Here is an 18,744-nt window from a genome sequence, read left to right on the forward strand (position 1 = left end):
TAATCCACGCCATGTCCCATGTCAGCAAAGCACTGGCGGCTATTGCCCGACCGCGTTGCCTACATCGGGTCCTCGAGTGGGCAGCGCCTCTCCCGGGCGCCACCAGAAGCCCTGCCCGAAGTCCTTTTTCATCCTCCGCTCGTAACGGGCAAAGGTGTTCCGATAGTCGGGGTCGATCATCGTCTGGATCTGATCGAACAGGATACGGTCCGTTGCAATCTTGGCAAACCACATGGAGGAGCCGGGCGTCCATGCCTTGAGGTGCTGAGCGAGCATCTTGCCCGATACCTCCTTGTTGCCCGCGGCGGCCTGCATCAGGTCGCCAGTGGCGGAGATAATCGCGCCGGGGCCCGGGCCCATAGCATATGCTGCTAGGCCATCTCCGCCTCGGGTAGTCGAGGAATAGACAAGATCGCCCAGCATCCCGAAGCCGCCGCCACGAATCGCGGCCTGCATCCAGAATTTCTGGCTGCCCATGTCCTGTGGGTCCCGACCTGCAATCAGCGACTGCATCTGGGCTGTCACCGCCCCGGCAATGGTCATCAGCCCGACCAGCTTGGTTCCCGCGAAGACCTTGTTCCACATACCGTCCTGAATGGCGGATCGCATCATGTGGGTCATCATGAAGGTCATCGGGAAGGACTTGAACTGTGTTGCGCTGCGCACCAGCTCGCCCATAAACGTCCCGCGCTGGAGGCCAGCGGACATCGCACCACGGATGCGAGCGTCCGGTTCGATCACGGCAAATTTCCGCTCATCGATAATCGCCGACATCAGCCTGTCCGCAAGCTGCTGATCGGCGACCCCGTTGACGTCGAAGAACCGCGCACCATCGGCCTCAAGCGGAGGCGTGACGCGGATCGCCTCCCACTGATCGGCGGAGAAGCCATATCGCCGCAGGAACCCTTGGAACGCCGGGTCCAGATCATCGAACGCATAGTCTGCTTGCCGTGCGATAAAGCCGTTGAACTCCATGGCCCATGCCCGCTTCAGGCCTTCGGTCCACACGTTGATGCCAGTGAGCCGCATCGTTGTGTCAGCAACGCGCCCGGTCAGCCCCTGGCCGACCACCTCATCCGCAAAGCGCTTGCTGCCGAGCGCGTGATCTATGATGGATTCGGCAGTGAGGTTCACCATGCGGGCGACTTCCTCAGCCCCTTCACGGTTTACGGTCAGGTCTTTCACAAGGCGCGCCAGAACTGCTGTCGCAGGAATACCGTTGTAGTTGGCAGCGAGCGAAGCTGTGAAGCTGTCACCGGGCAATGCGGCGATGGTGGCCGAGCCGAGTCGTGCCGCCGTCTGGATGTTGCGCATACCGCCGCCGATGCCCGCTATCAGATCGCTCTGCACCGCCCCGAGCTTGCCGGTGACGGAGTCCCACGTGCGCTGGACAGCTGCCGGGCTGTTCATACTCAGCGACCGCTTGGCTTTCGCCAGGAGCGACCGGTTGCGCACCGCGTCATCCTGTCGGGCGAGCTCCAGCAGCTTCCCAAACGTGCTTTCGTAGTTGGGGCCCAGGATCTCGAGCGTGGCAATCTCGCGGCCCATTCCGCTCAGATGCCCGATGAGCGTGCCGTGCAGCCCGCCGTCACCGATCCCGTACTTGCGCATCATCCGAATATACGAATCGGCGTTCTGGAAGCGGAACACGCGGAGTTGGTTGCTGAAGCCACCGGATGCACCGTTGCTGGCCTTGCCGAGCGTGATGTCCTTGTAGGCGTTGGCGATGATGCCACCGACCGCAGCTCGGGGCGCTTCGCCCTGTCCCTGCTTGTCCATTACCTTGATGTTGCCCGCCTCGAACTCGCTCATCAGATCGTTGACGAACTCGGACTGCGAGAACTGGCCCACCCGCTTGTTGTCCCAGTATTGAGGCAGCCGCCAGTCTTCCAGCACAGACAGCACTTTTCCCGCACGCTTGGCGCGCTCAACTGCATATTCGGTGGTTTTCTTCCAGCCGGCGGCCGCAGCCTTCGCAGCCTGATCCCCGGTGTCGTCGCCAAACAGTTCGCGCGCGATGTTCCAGACGGACTCCGTATCCTGTCGGAGACCGGCCAGCCTGGAGGCATATGGCTTCAGAGCGCCATCCATCATGCCGAGGAGCCGCTTTGTCACGTTCTCGCTGTGGCCGTCGATATGGATGGCGCTGCCCATGGCCTCGCCCCCTTCGAGGTTGTCTCGCACCAGAAGGCTATGCAGACCCGCCGTCTTGCCGGAAGGGTGCTTTTCCATCCGGTCGAGAGCCTGCGCATAGGCGATGGCTTGCTTCGCCGCCGCATACTTCCGTTCCTTGGCGGCTTCCATCATCACGCGCGCGGCTTCGAGCGCGGAGGCTGCATCGGCGGATGCGGGGCCCATGGCCGGGTAGAGTCGCTGCTGCAATCCCTCGTGCAGGGCCAGGGCATCATCTGCCTGCTTCTGGGTGATCCTCTGTGCGGCGACAAGTTTGGTGAGGCAGTTTGCAATGCTCATTGGGCGGCAACCTCCGTGCCGGTGGCGCAGACTTCGATCTCCTTGCCGGCGGCGATCTCATCATCTGCTTCATCGAGAATGTCATCAAGGGAGCGCTCGCCAAGCCCATCGCCGAGATCGACCGTGATGCCAGGTCTCTCTGCCCTCAGCTGCTGTGCTGCCTGTATGTGCGCATCCACCGTCTGGGGCTTTGCCGCAATTTCTTCAACTGCATCCGCCGTCAGTCTTTCCTCGGCTATTTGGGCAAGATCGGAACGTCCCACCCGATCCAGCGAAGACTTGAGAATATCGGGAGCCCCGAGCGGTTCACCGAACAGCCGCGGCCCCGAGTCGTTCTTCATGGCCTCTTCCGCGAAATCATTCAGGAAGGCAGCCAGCCGTGCCCGGCCAACCGGCCGCTTCAGGTCCGCATCCGAGAACAGCGCTCTCGCCACCAGCTTTGACAGCTCATCCGGCCCGCCGAACATCTCCGCCTGGTTGACCAGATCGGCCATGGAGCGGCCTTCGTCGCGCGCCTTCATGACCAGCCGGACGGCATTCATCAGGTCGGGAGTGATATCCATCCCGCCCGGGATTTCGCCGCGCGCCACGGCATCGCGCAACCGTGACCAAGGCCCAGCCGCGTCCGCGAGCGCCCCGGCAATCGCCTTGATGTTGTTGTCGGTATCTTCCAGAGCCCGGCCCAGAAGGGCCGGCTCCCCATAGGCTCTACCCATCAGGGCAGCGGTGATGCGCCGCTCTCCTTCTTGGCTCAGATAGCCCCCGGCATCCATAAGAGAGCCCTGCTCGGCTCGGGGAAGCTTCGCCATGAAGCCGCGCGTGAACTGCTGGTTCGCCGCCGCCTTCACGTCCGATCCCTGCAGAAGGTCGAGAAGCGATCCGTCTATCATGCGAGCGTCAGAAAGCGCCTGCTCGGTCGCCCCCATGCGCATCGCCGTTGACCGATTGGCGGCAGTAACAAACCCGATCCGCTCCCCGTTCTCCAGATCTGTGACGCGGCGAGCAATCAGAACGGGGTTGGTAAACCCCTCGATGTCAAAGTTCTGCGCGCGCAGGAAGTTGCGATAGTTGTTCGCCGAGGTCCCAGCGTCCGAATAGGCTCGCCGAAGTGCCATCACGCGGCCATTGCCGCTTTCAACGATCCCATCTGGTCCTACGATGGGCGCTCCGGACTCAGCCTGGGGCGAGGGGCCCAGCCGCTCCGGTTGCAGATTGGCAGCAATTCCTGCCACCTGATCGCGTGACAGGGCCCGGGACCGGTCGCGCGGCTGCAAATCCGGTGGGAAGGCCGGATTGGGCGTCATGTCGTCGGTATGGGAGGTGATCAGGTCAGTCGCCTCGACAACCTCGTAGCGAACGCCCACAGACCGCCCGTCCGCATCATACACCCGACCGGGCCTTGCTGCCGCCTCGATGAATGCTTCCTTCGGCAGCTCGACGGGGCGGCTCCGCACCAGATCGTCGGCAGCCTTCTCCACTGCTGCCCGGTATGCTCCATCTCCTCGGACAGTCGCGGGGAACCTTGATGCCGGCACCGCGGCTTCCCGACTGACGACATTCGCAGCATCGCGGACAGGAGAGGGCCAGTACCCCGTTTTCGCTCTATGCCAAGCCGCTGCGATACCCTTGAAGCCAGCCCCGAGCGCCGCGCCGCCAACACCGGCCGCGCCGATCTCGTAGAGAGCGTCTCCCACGGAGAATTCAGGATCGATCCGGCTCTTGCGCTGAAAGGATGTGGTTTGGATCAGGGACTCGGAGGCTACTCCGGCGGCGCCCTCAACCAGCGCTGTCCGCACGATGCCGCTGGCGGCAGAGCCCCCGAGGCCAGATACCAGCAGGTTGATCGGATCGGTGATGCCACCGACAACCGTGCCAAGGAACCCGCCGACAGAGGATGTGAAATCGGTCGTTCGGCGGGACAGGTCCACCGACTTCTGTCTGGCCTCGGAGGCTTTCTCATCGGCCTTCCGGCGAATTACTTCCGGGGTGGGAAACTCCAGCGGGCTATCGGGGTTGTTTTTCTTCCACGCCTCGAACTGCTTCATCGCCTCCTGGCGCTTGAATGGGAGTACGCTGTCCGACCAGTTGGGAAGCATCTGCCCGCTGGCCTTGTAGAACTCGTTCTGGAAATCGTTCTCGGCCGCGACTCGGGTGCGGTATTCCGCATTCGAGTTGGAGAAGTTCTGCATTGCCTCCAGATCGGCTTTGAAGCGCGCGGCAAAGCCGGGGTCAACGCCTTCGAACGGGCGCTGGGCTGCTGCCTGCAACGCCCCCCGCATCTGATCGTCATTCACCAGAAACGGCATCATTTCCCCCTGAGATCGAGGACGAACACGGACGGGCCGCCGTAGCTGCCCGGCGACGGTTGGCGCAGTGCGTAGGTGGGTGCGTCCTCCGGGCCGAACTCCAGCACGTACCGGCCATCGGCAACAGCCCGGAGCCGACCTTCGTTGAGGAGGTCCTGAGGCTTTACCCGTGTGCCGGAGGAAGTGACCGCGCCTTGCAGATCGGCATCCGATAGTCCCTCAAGCAACTGGTCGAACTCCTGCTGGGATGCTCCGTAACGCGGGGCGATCACCTGATGCCCATTCATCTCAACAAGCCCGCCCGTTACTTCCTGCACTGCCTGCTGCATCCGGCTGTCGTTGAGCTGCCCGGATGTGTCCCCCACCTGATTTGCCAGATCTGCATAGCGCGCGCGTGCCGCTTCGAGGATCTGCTGGCGTGCCCCTTCGAGAGCCGGTGCGAATACGGATGGAGGCAGCACCTCATCCACCAAGGCGGCATTCTCGTCCGTCTGCTTGGGCGCCAGGTTGGGGTTCTGTGCCAGAAGGGCCTGTCCGCGGAGGATGCCTTCGGCGGCCTGCGGGTTGACCCCTACAAGGGCACCAGCAGCAGCCACGGGCAAAGAGGCACCCTTGCCAGCAATTGCGGATATCGTTGCCTGATAGGTGTCCGGGCTGAGGTTCTGCTGCATCGTGCCTAGCAGCTGGATCTGCTCCTCGGGCGTGGATGTGGCAAGGCGACGTTGAAGCTCCTGCTGAGCACCCGGGCGCAGCGCCGGAATGTTCCCGGTGAGGCCACGAGCGCGAACGACATCGACCGCGCTCTGATACGCCTGGAACGTGCCGGCCCAGCTGTCAGGGTTCTGCAGGTCGAGAGGCGGCAGGTTAGAGACTAGTCGGCGGTTCATGGCGTAGCCGAGGGGATCATCTTTCAAGGCCGCCTGTTGAGCTTTCGCGGCCTCTTCAAGCCCGGCCACCATCTGGGATTGGGCGACGGTGAAGCCATCCGCGTTGTCAGCGCGCAGTCCGGCGATCAGACTTTCCAGCTGAGCCGGGGCCATGACCATGGCGCTGTCCGTGGCAAGCTGGGTGGCGAAGTAATCGGCCACCTCGTTCCGAAAATCCTGATCGTCCACCACTGCCAGCTGGCGATTCAGCAGATCGATGTTGGAGACGGTCGGGGTGAGACCCCTGTCGTTGCCAGACTTGATGTCTGCAAACAGCGCGCGAGCGTCGGATGTCACCTCCTGCCGGTATTCCTTCACCAGCTCGGGATCGACCGGGCTTGAGGGAACCCCACTCCGCGTGCTGTCGTCCTCGATGTGCCAGTTCTCGTTCGCCAGCGGGAATTTCAGCCCGTACTTGGCCGCGTTGTCGTGGAGCCATCCAACGACATTCGCAGGGGCTTGGGCAAGAGATTGCCCGTTATAAGACAGATCGGCGGCCGTGCCTTTCTGGTGGTAGGAGCCGCCCGGCTTGCCGATGTTTTCGGACAGGCCGCTGCGCTTGAACTCGCCCGCCCACTTCTTGCCAGCTTCGATGGGGCCGAGCTTCGCGACATCCGCTTCCCAAGCCTTGCGGTCGATGCCGTATTTGGCCGCATTCTCGCTGATGATCTCGGCCTGCCGCTGAGGTGTCCGCATCCCGGAGAACACACCGAGTCCATTCCGGATCTCTGGGGGCGCGTCCTGCATCATCCGTGCGAGCTTGACGGCGAAGCCGTCCTGGAGCCCCGTGATTGCCTCGGGCGCCTTGTCTGTTCGGCCCTGAAGAAACCCCTTCGCAGACGTTGCTTCTTCGGGAGAGAAAGTGACTATGGAGCTCGCCTTACCGAGCACCTTCTTGTAGTAGGCGGCGGATTCCTTAGGCAGCACGGAGTCGTCACGGCCAGCTGCCAGCCATGCATCGGCCCGCTGCGGCCCGCCATTGTAGGCTATCAGCGCGGCTTCCTTGTCCCCGTTGTACCGGGTCAGCATCTTGTTGAAATAATGGGTGCCGTACTGCCGGCTGATTTCCGGATTTTTGAGGTAGGCCTGCTTCTGCTCCACGGTGCCGTTCTTCGGGAAATTGACATCCCCGAGATCGCCGGCAATCTCGTCGGCAGTTTCCGGCATCACTTGCATGAGGCCGGTGGCGCCCTTGGAGGATACGCTGGTGGCATCCCCGCCGCTTTCAACCTCCTGCATCGCCGCGATGATCGTGTCTCCTCCTGAAGCTCGTGCGAGGAGGCTCTCGGCCTGGTTGACCTGCACCGAGTTGGGAGAGCTGCGGAAACCCTGCAATGTGCGCGCCATTGCCCGCGTGCTGATCAGCTCGGTGGCACCAGCCAGATCGCCGCCGCGTGCAAGCTCCATGGCCGTCTTGTCCACGTCATCCGCGTCGAGGCCAACGCCCTCCTTCAAACGCTTCTGGATCTGCTGGGAACGGTCCTGCACCGGCTTAAGGTTCGCCTTCGCTTGCGCCACGAAGCCGTTGATCCGCTCGTTCGCGAGCCCCGCATACTGCCTCCTTTCCGCCGGGGAGAGGGGGATTTTATCGTCCGTCAGAATGGCGTTCGACAGCTTTTGCGCTTCGGCGAGGCCGTTCGGACCCGAGAGCGCCTTGTCAACCTGCCCGAGCATGGCTTCCGACATGTGCCGGCCCTCCATCCTCTTCAGGGCGATGTCCGCCTCCGTCTGCCCGACGACGAAATCAGGATTGTCGGCGAGCTGCTGATAGAGCGTGCGGATCTGCTGGGTCTTCTCCAGATAGGCGGTAGTGCCGACGCCGCCGGATCGGGCCAGTGTCGATGCTTCATCATCGAGCATCTGGATTTCGGACTTGATGTTTCCCTCATACTCCTTGATGTCGGCAGTCCGCTTCTGCTCCGAAACGCCGAGGCGCAGGCGCGGGCCCTCCGTATCGAGCATGGTGAGAACCGCGCCCTGGTACTCCTCGGGGACGTTCTGGAGGAGCTGGTCGCGGAACCCTGTCCAAGCGCCATCGAAGGTATCGATGTTGCCTTTTGCCTCATTCGAAATCCTGACACCGGCGGCGCGGATGTCTCCTGCCACGCGCGCGGTATACCCCTGTGCGGCTGCCGCGTTGTAGGCGCGTCCCTTCGCCGACAGGTTCGAGCGCATTTCCACTTTCAGGTTGCCCTGATTGTCGCGATAGACAGCGTTCTCGCCAGCCGTTGCGGCGTCCGCCATTTCCTTCTTCTGGAACGTGTCGCCCCAGTCGGCGAGCGCCTGCCCAATCTGCCGGAACGGATTGGCGACCTCGGCCGGAGACACCGAAGACTGGGGACCTCGCGTGATCGCGCCACGCGGCTGTATTTCGGGCAGCTTTGCCATGGATCAGGCTCCGTAGAATTTCGAGAGGCCAGAGGCCACTCCGCCAAAAAGCGCGAACTTGGAGGCCGAGCGGCGGAAACGCGCGTCGGCATCGTCCTGATTGGCCTGCATGCGCCGCGAGCCGACATCGATCTGGCGCTCCCGGTCGCTGACCTGCCGCTGCTTGTCCTCGAAGGCCATTGCGGTCGGGGTGTTGCCGGCCACCCCGGCAGCCGCGCGGATCGAGCGGATGTTGCTGATGGTGCTGTTGAGCTCGTCGCGGTAGTTGGCGTCGATCTGGTCAGCCTGGACGCGCCCGATCTCGGCGGCCCGCTTCGACTGATCGGCGGCATACTGCCCAGCCTGATATTCGCCCACGGCGCCGACTACAGATCCAGCAAGGCCGAGCACGGCGCCCAGCGAACTCGCTGCGCCACCGGCACCGGCCAATCCAACGAGAGGAGCAAGAGCAGCCATTAGACCGTTATCCTTGTGTTCAGTTCGATGAGCTTGAATTTGCAGGGGAATGTGCTGGAGAAGACAGGGGCAGGATCATAGCTGCGGCCGAATTCCCTGTAGCCGTACGTCTCGTCCCGCTCGGGGATGGGCTGCGCGGTATCCTCGCCGCCGCGGTGAGAGCCGAATTTCCGGTTCCCGACCTTGAACTCTTGCGTCTCCCGCACCGTGATTTTCATGTTCTTGATCTTGCGCTTCTGCTCACCCTGGCCCATGGCATCGCCTCCCTCGACGTTGATGAACAAGGGAGTCAAGGTCCAATCGAAATCCACACCGAGCGTTATCTCGTCATATTGCGAGTACCCGGCCACGACCCCGTTTGATGGCACGGCAACCTTTCCGAACCAGAAGCCGCCGGCGTAAACCGATACCGTCTTCCCAGCGTAGAACGATGCAACCACCGCTGAGATATTCAGCGCTTTGCCTGTCGAGAGCTGAAGCTTCTGACCATTGTTCAGCTGAAGGGAATCCGATGTGTCGGCCGTGCTGAAGGTCTGGGAGCAGTCGGCCAAGCAGGAGGAATCCAGAAGCTCGCCAACCCCATAAACGAGCCCATTGAAGACATACTGGGTCATGAAAATGACCTTGCCATACGAACCGGCTACATTCCTCACATAGCCGGAACCGTCCTGCTTCAGCCAGCCGACGTATTCGCGGTCTGGGTTGAACTGCCCGGTCACATAGGTCCCGTCATCATTCACCACATAGAGCTGCCGGGACGGGAAATCGGGGGTCGCGCTGGTCACCGCAATGCTCTTGATCGCGCCGAACAGGTGCCGGTGGTAGCGGTTGATTTCGTTGGCGATGTATGGGCGCGCCGTCTGGCCCGTGGCGGAGATGGCATATACCCCGTTTCTCGCCTTATCCACGAACATCAGCCCTTCCGTCACTTGGATAGGGCGGATCGAGGACAACTCGCTCGAGAAGATGATGCGGAACTCGATGGACCCGGGCTGGAGGGGGGTGCCGACCGAGACGGGGATGTAAAAGACCCCCTTGTCGGTGACCGCGAACTCATCGTATCCGCCGATGACATGGAAGACCTGGCACTCTTCACCGATCCATTCCAGAATCGCATCCTCGGGATCGGCGCCGATCAGGTAGTCTCGGTTAGCGGAAATCGCAGACCAGAGAACCGCGTTCTTCTTCTGCGGGAAATTCGTGAATATCAGGCGCTGTCGGTCCTTCGAGACCGATCGCGGCCAGCCACGCGCATCGGACATGAACTGTTCGTCCCACTGGACAGCGGCGGCCGGGGCAGCTGCAGCGACGGCACTGATCTTGCCTTTCCCGGAGGGGCTGATCAGCTTCTCGTCAACCTGGGGCTTGATTATCCGGCTGATGGTGACGAAGGTGACCACGTTGCCCGCAACGGCAGCAACCTCGCCCTTGGCCCCGCTGGTGTCTGCCTCGACAATCTGCCCAACGGCAAAACCGGAAGCATCATCCAAGGTTAGAGAATAGGTAGGCGGGAGGTTCTCAAGAACCTTTGCATTGGCCGAGATACTGCTGTTCACCGCTGTGATCTGAAGCTGTCGGCCGGCGTATCGAAAGATCGTGCCTGCATGGTTAGCGGTCAGAACGGGCTGGGAGAAAAGCAGCGTGATGTTCCCGGTCAGCCCCGAAGGAAGCATCGTAATGTTCGCTGTGTCTTCGAACCGATAGAACGGGACCCGCGATGTGCCGCTGATATCCGTTGCGAAGCTGAACGGAGCTATCGACCAGGAATTCGTGCCCTTCTGGGCGCTGATGACCTGAACCCGCTGCCGCCACGCAACGAACACCTCATTGTCCATCACCTCATAGGTCAGATCCTCGAGATCGGAAGCCAGCCATGGCGCGGACAGCCTTGTGATGAGGGTTCCGGTGTCGGTTCGGATCTTCACGCCGCCCGCGATCAGGACAACGGTGTAGGCAATGTCGTCAAAGGGTCTGAAATCGAACGAGATCCCGGTATCGATAAAAATCATCCTGCGACCGGGGCGGCGTTTCAGTCCCCCGGTAGGCGTCGACACGAGATTGCGGGCATGCCGAACACCCGTCCTCAGCTGCTCCACATCGTCGCGGCGAAGCGCATCCGGGTTGATCTCCCCGGAGGTGAAATCCCTCTGCCTGATCGCGATGTCCTGAATGCTCATTTGCGCCGCGTCCTTCGCGCCAGAGCAATCTTGCTGACATAGTAGTTCCTGCCCGGGTTCTGCTGATCCACGGTAGGCCGCGCGTCTGCCAGCATCCCTTCAGCACGTGCCTCGCGTCGATCTGCTGCCGAGTGATCTTCATTCAGGCCACGGAGACAGCCAGCCTCGACCATGAGGGTCAGGACGGCGATGGCGACCGGGTGCCACCGCTCCTCATTGGTCGGCATCACCACGGCGGCATAGACGTCGCTGGAGTAGTTGCAGGACAGAATATCGCCCTGGACCTCATAGTCGGTCAGCGGAACGTTTCCGTAAAACACGGTCTTGAGGTGCACCCGGTTCGGCGGTAGCCGGAAACCGTTAGAAGGGAACCGGCGGGACTTGTTCTCTGTGTCGGGCACACGAACAAGGGGCTCGGTAACCACGGCAAACAGCCACGGGTGGCGCCCGAGGAGTTCGCGCGCGGCGCGCTCGAAAGCGTTATTGGCAACCTGATATTCGTCAGAGCCGTCATCAACATTCACCGGATTGTTGCCGGTGGCGAAGAGGGCATCGTTGAGGATCTGGATCTTGTTCATGACTGCAGAATGGCGATCCCCGCCAGTCGCGGCAAAGCACAGCAGGAAACGAAAAACCCCGAGGGGTTAACCTCGGGGCTCCTCAGCCAGGCGGTCGCGATGGTGAGCGACTGGCGTCAGCTTTCAGCGGCATGCGCCTTTGCGTATTCCGCCTTCTCGTCGTCGGACATCTCGTTGAACGCGACGGCATCCGGCTCGCGGATGGACTTCCCGACTTCGGCACCATCGGCATCATAGATGGCCCACCAGCCCTTGCCCTTATCGCGTGCTTCGAACGGGCCCTTGAGCTCGGACGTGATGGCCCCGGCCGGCAACGAGGGCTTCCCATCCTTCGGCCAGGGTTCAGCGCGCCATTCTGCGGGATGCTCCTGGAGCACCCGCCGCGCGTCATAGGAGTCGAGTTCGGCCGCGCCGTGGTCGATATGATAGAGGGTCGTTTTGACAGGCATTCTTGGCTCTCCTCAGGGGGAAACCGAGCGCTTAGTAGCGCTCGGCAATCCACGACTTCAGCTGGATGGACGGGGTGGTGCCACCGACATCGACATAAAGGCGCACGTCCTTGTAGTTGACGTCGTGCTGCTCGGTGGTGAACGGGATTTCGTAGCGGCCGACCACGGAGTTGATTGCGCCGCCGGGGCGGGCGGCGGTCGCTCCCAGCGTCAGCTGCGCCAGCGTTTCCTTGTTCACGAACGCATCGTTCGAACCCTGCAGAAGCAGGTGATAGAATTCGTCTGCCGAGCTGATGTCGATGGCAAGCACGTCCACAATAAGGACGCCCTCGAACCGGCCGGGGCCGAGCTGCTTCGTCACGTTCGCGCCGGAAACCTGAGTCACGGCATCAGCGGTAATGGCGGCTGCGCCATCGGCAAGGACGAGTTCCGCGTCCTGATTGTACACTCTCTGACCCATCGGTCATTCTCCTCTTCAAAGCAAAGCATGAGGCCCGGCGAACCGGGCCACGATGGATCAGGCGACGAACGGAGCGTCAGTGATGGAGGTGAGGCGGGTCAGGCTGAAGTCGTTTTCGACCACAATGCCCACATCCCACGACACGTTGGTGCCGTAGTTCACCGCGTCATCGAGGAGCCCCATGTCCCGGACCTCCATCGGCGTCAGCTGGATGCCATGGACACCCTCGGCGCTGATGTCAGCAACGAACAGCGACGTGGTGACGGCTCCGCCGCCGCCAGCGCCGACCTCGTTGAAGGACAGGATGGTGCCGTCGCGCCCCTTCGGATAGCCGAAGAGAATGCGCTTGCCGGCATAGGACATCTTCGGCATGCCCACTTCGTCCCACGACTGGATGACGAAGCCCGAGATCGCCGTGTTGCGAGCCGCCTGGATAAAACGCGGCAGCAGATCCAGACCCGCGATGATATGGTTCGCGTTCCGGGTGTTCATGATCGCCTTGTCCAGATTGTACAGCGAAAGGGCAGCGCCACCCGCGGCAACAGAATTGGCGATGAGGCGGCCATTTGCGGCCGTGCAGCGCGCCTTGAGGCCGTTCGGCTCCTTCGGGTTCGCCACGTTGTCGCCGTTGATGAAGGCGTTGGTGAAGAGGCGCGACTGCGCCTTCATCTGCATCGCCTCTTCCTTCGCACGACGGCTTTCGCCATGGCGGCGCAGAATGGCCTTGTCCACCTTCAGGATCGTGTCGATGGGGAAGCTGGTTTCCTGGAAGGGCTCGATCTTGCCCTTGGCGGAACCGGCGCCCTCGTTGATCGCACGGAAGGCAGCGGTGCCGACATCGGCCTCGCGGTAGCCTTCGAAAGCTGCGCCCGAGAAGCCTTCGAACGGGAGAACCTGCAGAATGTCCGATTCCGCGGCGAAGGTTTCGATCAGCGGGCGCTCGATGCTGGTCTTTTCCAGACCCTTTGCATATTCCGGGAGCGTCATTACTTCAGGCATTTCAGGTCTCCTCTAAGCCGTCAGCGCTTGCTGTGCTGGCGGGCGTAATTGATCTTCTCGGTGGGGGAGAGCTTGTCGTACTCCTCGTCCGAGAGTTCGGTTTTCCCGGAATCGCGACCACCGCCGGGATTGCCCGGCAGCACACCTCTGTTGGCGCGCATCAGCGCCTCGAAAGCTTCGACCTGGCCGGCCGTGTAAAGCATCTTCGAAAGCTCTGCCGCCGGACCAGAGCCCAGAACCGCGCCAAGCCATGTGTTCACCGCCTCGACGCGGGCCTTGCCCTTCGTGCCGAGCTTCTCCGCCTGCTCGGTCAGCGCCTCCTGGAGGCGGGCCTGCTCGGCAGCATCCAGCTGAACGCCGAAGGCAACCATCCCCTCGAAGTCCGACTGGCTCATCTGACGGGAGTGCGCGAAATCACGGAGCATCCCGAAGCGCGGATCGGACTCGTCCAGCTGGAACTCCGCTCCGTCGACGGTCAGCCCTTCAGGGAGCTTGAAGTCTTTGGGCAGAGCCAGCTTGTAGCCGTCAGGGGCGTCGGGAACCTGCGCAAGGTTCGCATCGTGCTCGGCCTTGAAGGCCACCAGGGCGTTCAGATCGTCGGCCTTGAAGCCCTTCTCCGAGTCCCAGAAGCTTTCCGGGATATAGTCCGGGCGCTGAGGAGGTGCCCCAGCGCCTGCACCACCATCGGAGCCTGTCTCGGGGGTTCCCGAACCGGCAGCAGCGGCAGCATCGCCACCGCCGCCGGCCGCCGCACCCCCTTCGGGAGCCAGTGAGACCCGAGGTCCGAACATCGAAGAAAGGACGAATGCCCCCGGCGCGCTACCGGCCTGCAGGGCCGTGTCGCCGGGATTTTCGAACTGGGAGACGTGCCCCGCTTCGCCTGTCTGTTTCGCTTTCGCTTCCATCTGCCTTTTCCGCCTCTGCCATCGCAATCAGATCGTGAGCAAATGTGCGGCGGGCATTGTGAGCGTGCAAAGCACAGGTTTCCGGCGGCCCGATCTCTTCCAGAACGGACTGCAATGCGGCGAAGAAGGGGAGGCTTTCCGGCTGGCGAGCAAACCACTGAAGAGCGGCGCGAGCGTCATCGTCATGGAGCTTTGTCATGGTTCACCTATTGCCCGCCGGCCGTCAGCATGCCGGCGTCCTGAGCGGCTCCCAAGACCGTCCGCACGAGCTGAGCCGTCTGCTCCTCGTCGCGAAGCTTGACCACCTCATCCTTCATAAGCCGCTTCACGTTCTCGATGGTGGCGCGCTCATCAATCGCCGCTTGCGCCGTCTCGGGGAACATGCCCTTGGCAAGGGAAAGCAGCTGGGTGGCGATCTGAACCTTCTGATTGTCGGCTGCCTGGGTAGCCGGATTGTTGGCAACCAGCGTGATAGGCTGGCCGTTCAGCGTGACGTCAGCGATCTTTGCGTCCTTGGTCAGAAGCCACTCGAACCGTCGGTAGATCTCATACGGACCTTCGCGCCAGAACTTCTTGCCCGGGGTGCCGATGCGGCGCTGAGCCTTCACCATCTCGTCGGCCCACTGGGTTGCGGTGGGAGGCGTGTCGCCCTTCTGCTCCGGATAGTCCGCGAAGTGCTTCCGACGAATTCGGCGCTCCAGATCGGAGGCGCTGTAGAAACCGAGATCCGGGTTCCCCTCGAAATAGAGGGGCTGGATGTCGCGGCCCGAACCGGGGCGGGAAGGGTAGGCTTTTCCGGCCTCCAACCCGTTTTCGAAGTTCAGCACCCCGTCATCCGGATAGGCGAGGGGTGGGGCCAGCGCGATATCGATCCGGTCTTGAGTGGCCGCCGTAATCACGTCGAGCACGCGATAATCCTGAAGCGCCTTGATCGAGGGGCCATACCCCCAGGCAAAGTTCGGATCTGGCGAGAAGCGGGCGATGATCAGCGGGATACAGCCTTCGCCTTCCATCGTTCGCTCGTTCACAGCGATCTTGTCGACCAGGAGGACGAAATTCCACCTGTCGTCCTCCGGCCTGTCCCAGTTCCGCCAGAAGCACCAGACGATCTCGATGGTCCCGTTCTTCATGCTGGAGATCTTGCGCTTCACTGCATCGGGCAGGGGAACGCCGGGAATGACGGTCTCCACCCGGTCAGCGGACACATGCCGCACCCGGAATCGGTCGCCCACGGAGCCATCGGCTTCAACGTTGAATTCGAGCTCCCGCGTCGGAACGGCCTCAACCCGTGTGGGCCGGGTGTTGAAGGGCTTGTCGATCCACCATGCCACCGTTCCCACCGCGGCGCCGGGGTCGAGGACGGTGCCCAGCTCCGCTTCAAAGTTCGATGCGCGGATTGCCGAGAAGATGATGCTGTTCCGCGCCTTCAAATCCTTTTCAAGCTTGGCGCGCTCGTTTGCCGGCACGCCCACCAGCTGGGACTCGTCAACGCCAGCCTCAACCCACTCCGTCCCTTGCGGGAAAAATGCGGCGACCACCTCCGTTGCGAAGTCCTCTGAAACTTCGGAGCCGATCCCGGTTGCAAGATCGTCCGCGTCATCGGATGGCCGCGAGGGTTTCGAGGTGGAGTCCACCTGGGTGCTGAGCCGGGGCCGGGTGAAAAAATAGGCCTCCTGCAGATCGGGCCGCACAAGGGCCTTCTGCGCGCGGGCCTGCTTCAGACGACGAAGCGCCTCTTCCGTTACCTGCTTGGAAGGGAAGCCTTGACCGGCCTTGTCCTGCATCGGTTTCTTCACAGCCGGTGCCGCCTTACTTCAGGATCTTGAGGAGCGGCGAGGAGCGAGCCCCCGCCATGGCCTGCCGCGCGCCGAAGTAGCGCATCGACTTGTCGGTCTCTGCCGACAGCTGGTCCTGGATGGTGTTCACCTTCTGCTGTGCCGCCGCTGCCTGCTGCCGCTTCAGCTCGGGATCTTCAGGGATTTTCTGTTTCATCGGTTGACCCTTCCGCACAGATGATTTCGCCACCGTTGGCGAGACATTGCCGGTAAAGGGCATCGGGCCGCAAAGCACAGCCGGGCATCCCGATCAGGTGAGCGACCGCCGGAACACACCACGCGCCCACCGCCATATTGAGGCTGTTGACCGCATCGGCCGGCTTCGGGACCCGCACAACCACCGTTTTGTCCGAGAACCTTGCGATCATGGGATCGGCATCCCGGCCATGAACCACATAGATCCTGCTCCGGTCGAGGTTGAAGTCGAAAAACACCCATGATGCAGCGCGATCGACATAGCCGAAGGCGGAAACGTGCTTGAACCGCCCCATTGCCAGCCAGTTCAGCCACCACCGCGGCGACTCCGTGTGAAAAGCCACGAACCAGGCGCTCGGCTCGCAATGATCCAGCGGCAACCGCCGCGAAAAGCTCTCAGATCCCACCGCGCCGCCTCGATTTCTTTCTCATCTTGATATCCACCGGAGCTTTCCGGCCGCCGCGCTCCATGCCGGCGACAACTCGACCTTCACCAGCGCCCAGAACCATATATTCCAGGGCATCCGCGATGTCGGAGTAGCGATCCTTCTCCGGCACCTCCTTGTGCCGGGCCGTTCCCTTGATCCGGGCGAAATGGTAGCCCCCCGCACACGCCACCTTCAGCGTCCGGCAATGGGTCCCGCACACCAGAAAGCGCGGCGATCCGTTCACCATCGTGATCATCGTGTATTCCACGGCCTCGATGCGGGTCTGGATGTGGTTGTTTTTGACAGGCGCCGGCCGCACCGGCATCCCGAATGACCGGAACACGTCATACGCTGTGTTCTCGTCCGCCTGCGTTCCATCCTCGCCCTTCGGGTCGCCGAAGAACTCCACGCTATATCCGTTTTCGGTGCCGCCATGCCCGGCCGGAGACCAGTTTCCCAGCCGCCGGTCGAGCAGCTTCTTCACCAGGGGGGCGAAAATGGACGCCCCGACGCCGCGCGCCGTCAGTTCGGCGAAGACCCGCCACCGGTTGTTCACCAGCTGTCCGACAACACAGGCCGGGTTTCGTCCGAAATCCAGCCCCACATAGATCGGCCATCCGGGAATCGGCTCCAGCGGGGTCTTCGAGACATGCGTCTCCTCGTTGAACTGCTCCCAGACAGGCTTGCCGTCCACATAGACCGTGATCTTGTTCAGCACACGGCTGTCGATCCAGCGCTTCGACTTGCCCTTGATCTTCTCCGCGTAATATCCCGGCTTCAGCCATTTCGTGTTCTCGGCCTTCGGGTTCATCCGATAGCCAAGCAGGGTTCCAGACGCATCCTTGATCTCCAGCATGGCCGGCGGCTGCACGTGATAGCCCCAGTTGTCCGGGCGCTGGAAGGCCAGACGCTCCTCCTCCGTCCAGTCGTCGGGCAGGGGAACCTCGCCCATCATCAACGGGACCCAGTGATCCTCGCGCGGCGCGTTCATGTCGGCAATGATGCCGTCCCACGTCGCCCCGCCGTCCTTCACCGCCGGATAGCGGCCCGTTCGAGACTCGGCCTCGTCCACGATGTCCTTCTCGATGAACTCCAGCTCGTTGAACCAGAACCCGGTCACCTCGAGCGACCGCATCTTCCGAACATCTTCCGGGCTGTCGAGCGCGATGAAGTGCACCTCCATCTCCAGATCGCCCAGCTTGATCTCATGCCGGTAGGGCCGATCCCAGAAGAACCGCCCGTACTGCTCCTCCGGAAACCAGTCGAGCCATGTTTTGACCGTCGTGCTCTTCAGATCCGGAAACGTGTTGCGAACCACGCACCACCGCGTCCGCCGAATACCGTCCTCCTGGGGGCGCTGCTCCATCGAGATCATGTACATCTTCATGATCGAAGCCGTGGATGTCCCGGAGCCAATCGAGCCACGGATAATCGACACGTGCTTGCGGCACTCCAGAAAGTCGATCAGCACATCACCATCAGGCGCATAGATCTTCCGCCCGGCAGCGTCTCGCTCGATCCTCGGCAGTTCCGCCGGCCGCTCGGGCTCAATGATCTGCAGCATAGACCTCGGCATCCCTGTCCATCGAGGAATTCAGCCGAAACAGCAGATGATAAACGCCAGCCAGCCGCCGCGGCGCATCGTCGGTCGCCGTGAAACCGGTGATCATGCTGCCATCGGTGCTCGCCGCCGAGTAACAAAGATCCACCAGCTTGCCAGCCTCGGCCATCGCCAGGAGACTGCGCGCCTTCTCAACAACATCAGCCTTCAGGCCAGCCTTCGCGTCGAAGGTCACGATCTTCAGATCAGTCATGCCGTTTCTCCGTAAAGAGGAAGGCCGGACGCTTGTGGCCCGGCCAAATCGCTCACTGCTCGGTCGGGATGAAGTCGACGTAAAATGTGTCGCCCGGCGTAAAGGTGCCGATGAGGGCGGGGTTCATGACCATCATGTCGAAATTCACCGAGGGCGAGTAACGTGCAAACGTGTTGTCCTCGTCATGACCATCAGCGCCGTATGGGGTCTTCTTCGCAACACCGTGGAAAACCAGACGCTCCTGTACGACCCGACCTTCATGCAACTGGACCGGGGTCACCGAACCCACCCGGACCTTGGCACGCATCTTCTTTTCTTCCGTCATGTCAGCTCTCCTTGCTGGTTAAAAAAAATCT

General features: G+C 62.1%; 16 protein-coding genes. All 16 read right to left on the reverse strand.

Annotation, left to right across the window (positions count from 1 at the left end):
- Positions 1–39: 39 nt before the first annotated feature.
- The 16 genes from GGR23_RS19560 to GGR23_RS19635 all read right to left on the reverse strand — a co-directional run bounded on the left by GGR23_RS19560 (position 40) and on the right by GGR23_RS19635 (position 18,713).
- Positions 40–2,472, reverse strand: a complete 2,433-nt coding sequence (locus GGR23_RS19560) for a hypothetical protein (RefSeq protein ID WP_183368010.1) — start codon at positions 2,470–2,472, stop codon at positions 40–42.
- The gene (locus GGR23_RS19565; protein WP_183368011.1) at positions 2,469–4,778 is read right to left on the reverse strand and encodes a hypothetical protein; all 2,310 of its coding nucleotides are present in this window, start codon (positions 4,776–4,778) and stop codon (positions 2,469–2,471) included. The genes GGR23_RS19560 and GGR23_RS19565 overlap by 4 nt, the downstream gene beginning before the upstream one ends.
- Complete coding sequence (locus tag GGR23_RS19570) at positions 4,778–8,092, reverse strand: transglycosylase SLT domain-containing protein (protein WP_183368012.1); 3,315 nt, start codon at positions 8,090–8,092, stop codon at positions 4,778–4,780. The genes GGR23_RS19565 and GGR23_RS19570 overlap by 1 nt, the downstream gene beginning before the upstream one ends.
- A gap of 3 nt (positions 8,093–8,095) precedes the next feature.
- On the reverse strand, positions 8,096–8,548 hold the full coding sequence (locus GGR23_RS19575; RefSeq protein ID WP_246365908.1) for a hypothetical protein: 453 nt from the start codon (positions 8,546–8,548) through the stop codon (positions 8,096–8,098).
- Entirely contained in the window at positions 8,548–10,725 is a 2,178-nt protein-coding gene (locus GGR23_RS19580; RefSeq protein WP_183368013.1) for a phage tail protein, read from the reverse strand. Before GGR23_RS19580 ends, GGR23_RS19575 begins: the two co-directional genes overlap by 1 nt.
- A complete protein-coding gene (locus GGR23_RS19585) occupies positions 10,722–11,303 on the reverse strand; it encodes a hypothetical protein (protein WP_183368014.1) in 582 nt (193 codons plus the stop codon). Before GGR23_RS19585 ends, GGR23_RS19580 begins: the two co-directional genes overlap by 4 nt.
- A gap of 116 nt (positions 11,304–11,419) precedes the next feature.
- On the reverse strand, positions 11,420–11,752 hold the full coding sequence (locus GGR23_RS19590) for a hypothetical protein (RefSeq protein WP_183368015.1): 333 nt from the start codon (positions 11,750–11,752) through the stop codon (positions 11,420–11,422).
- A 31-nt stretch (positions 11,753–11,783) separates the two neighbouring features.
- Positions 11,784–12,212: a hypothetical protein gene (locus GGR23_RS19595; RefSeq protein WP_183368016.1), complete on the reverse strand. Its 429-nt coding sequence runs from the start codon at positions 12,210–12,212 to the stop codon at positions 11,784–11,786.
- Between the two features lie 57 nt (positions 12,213–12,269).
- A complete protein-coding gene (locus GGR23_RS19600; RefSeq protein ID WP_183368017.1) occupies positions 12,270–13,211 on the reverse strand; it encodes a major capsid protein in 942 nt (313 codons plus the stop codon).
- A 20-nt stretch (positions 13,212–13,231) separates the two neighbouring features.
- Positions 13,232–14,116, reverse strand: coding sequence for a hypothetical protein (locus GGR23_RS19605; protein ID WP_246365910.1), 885 nt, complete (start codon positions 14,114–14,116; stop codon positions 13,232–13,234).
- Between the two features lie 206 nt (positions 14,117–14,322).
- On the reverse strand, positions 14,323–15,900 hold the full coding sequence (locus tag GGR23_RS19610; RefSeq protein WP_183368018.1) for a portal protein: 1,578 nt from the start codon (positions 15,898–15,900) through the stop codon (positions 14,323–14,325).
- Between the two features lie 25 nt (positions 15,901–15,925).
- Positions 15,926–16,108, reverse strand: coding sequence for a hypothetical protein (locus tag GGR23_RS19615; protein WP_183368019.1), 183 nt, complete (start codon positions 16,106–16,108; stop codon positions 15,926–15,928).
- On the reverse strand, positions 16,089–16,553 hold the full coding sequence (locus tag GGR23_RS19620; protein ID WP_183368020.1) for a hypothetical protein: 465 nt from the start codon (positions 16,551–16,553) through the stop codon (positions 16,089–16,091). The genes GGR23_RS19615 and GGR23_RS19620 overlap by 20 nt, the downstream gene beginning before the upstream one ends.
- On the reverse strand, positions 16,543–18,138 hold the full coding sequence (locus GGR23_RS19625) for a hypothetical protein (protein WP_183368021.1): 1,596 nt from the start codon (positions 18,136–18,138) through the stop codon (positions 16,543–16,545). Before GGR23_RS19625 ends, GGR23_RS19620 begins: the two co-directional genes overlap by 11 nt.
- The gene (locus tag GGR23_RS19630; protein WP_183368022.1) at positions 18,122–18,388 is read right to left on the reverse strand and encodes a hypothetical protein; all 267 of its coding nucleotides are present in this window, start codon (positions 18,386–18,388) and stop codon (positions 18,122–18,124) included. The genes GGR23_RS19625 and GGR23_RS19630 overlap by 17 nt, the downstream gene beginning before the upstream one ends.
- 52 nt (positions 18,389–18,440) lie before the next feature.
- Positions 18,441–18,713: a hypothetical protein gene (locus GGR23_RS19635; protein ID WP_246365912.1), complete on the reverse strand. Its 273-nt coding sequence runs from the start codon at positions 18,711–18,713 to the stop codon at positions 18,441–18,443.
- Positions 18,714–18,744 lie beyond the last annotated feature (31 nt).

Origin of the sequence: Gellertiella hungarica (assembly GCF_014197145.1) — a bacterium.
In the GTDB taxonomy this organism is placed as follows: Bacteria; Pseudomonadota; Alphaproteobacteria; order Rhizobiales; family Rhizobiaceae; genus Gellertiella; species Gellertiella hungarica.

Bases quoted from the DNA above. Each gene is read 5' to 3' on its own strand.
- GGR23_RS19560 (WP_183368010.1), bottom strand. From the start codon at position 2,472: ATGAGCATTGCAAACTGCCTCACCAAACTTGTCGCCGCACAGAGGATC.
- GGR23_RS19565 (WP_183368011.1), bottom strand. From the start codon at position 4,778: ATGCCGTTTCTGGTGAATGACGATCAGATGCGGGGGGCGTTGCAGGCA.
- GGR23_RS19570 (WP_183368012.1), bottom strand. From the start codon at position 8,092: ATGGCAAAGCTGCCCGAAATACAGCCGCGTGGCGCGATCACGCGAGGT.
- GGR23_RS19575 (WP_246365908.1), bottom strand. From the start codon at position 8,548: ATGGCTGCTCTTGCTCCTCTCGTTGGATTGGCCGGTGCCGGTGGCGCA.
- GGR23_RS19580 (WP_183368013.1), bottom strand. From the start codon at position 10,725: ATGAGCATTCAGGACATCGCGATCAGGCAGAGGGATTTCACCTCCGGG.
- GGR23_RS19585 (WP_183368014.1), bottom strand. From the start codon at position 11,303: ATGAACAAGATCCAGATCCTCAACGATGCCCTCTTCGCCACCGGCAAC.
- GGR23_RS19590 (WP_183368015.1), bottom strand. From the start codon at position 11,752: ATGCCTGTCAAAACGACCCTCTATCATATCGACCACGGCGCGGCCGAA.
- GGR23_RS19595 (WP_183368016.1), bottom strand. From the start codon at position 12,212: ATGGGTCAGAGAGTGTACAATCAGGACGCGGAACTCGTCCTTGCCGAT.
- GGR23_RS19600 (WP_183368017.1), bottom strand. From the start codon at position 13,211: ATGCCTGAAGTAATGACGCTCCCGGAATATGCAAAGGGTCTGGAAAAG.
- GGR23_RS19605 (WP_246365910.1), bottom strand. From the start codon at position 14,116: ATGGAAGCGAAAGCGAAACAGACAGGCGAAGCGGGGCACGTCTCCCAG.
- GGR23_RS19610 (WP_183368018.1), bottom strand. From the start codon at position 15,900: ATGCAGGACAAGGCCGGTCAAGGCTTCCCTTCCAAGCAGGTAACGGAA.
- GGR23_RS19615 (WP_183368019.1), bottom strand. From the start codon at position 16,108: ATGAAACAGAAAATCCCTGAAGATCCCGAGCTGAAGCGGCAGCAGGCA.
- GGR23_RS19625 (WP_183368021.1), bottom strand. From the start codon at position 18,138: ATGCTGCAGATCATTGAGCCCGAGCGGCCGGCGGAACTGCCGAGGATC.
- GGR23_RS19630 (WP_183368022.1), bottom strand. From the start codon at position 18,388: ATGACTGATCTGAAGATCGTGACCTTCGACGCGAAGGCTGGCCTGAAG.
- GGR23_RS19635 (WP_246365912.1), bottom strand. From the start codon at position 18,713: ATGACGGAAGAAAAGAAGATGCGTGCCAAGGTCCGGGTGGGTTCGGTG.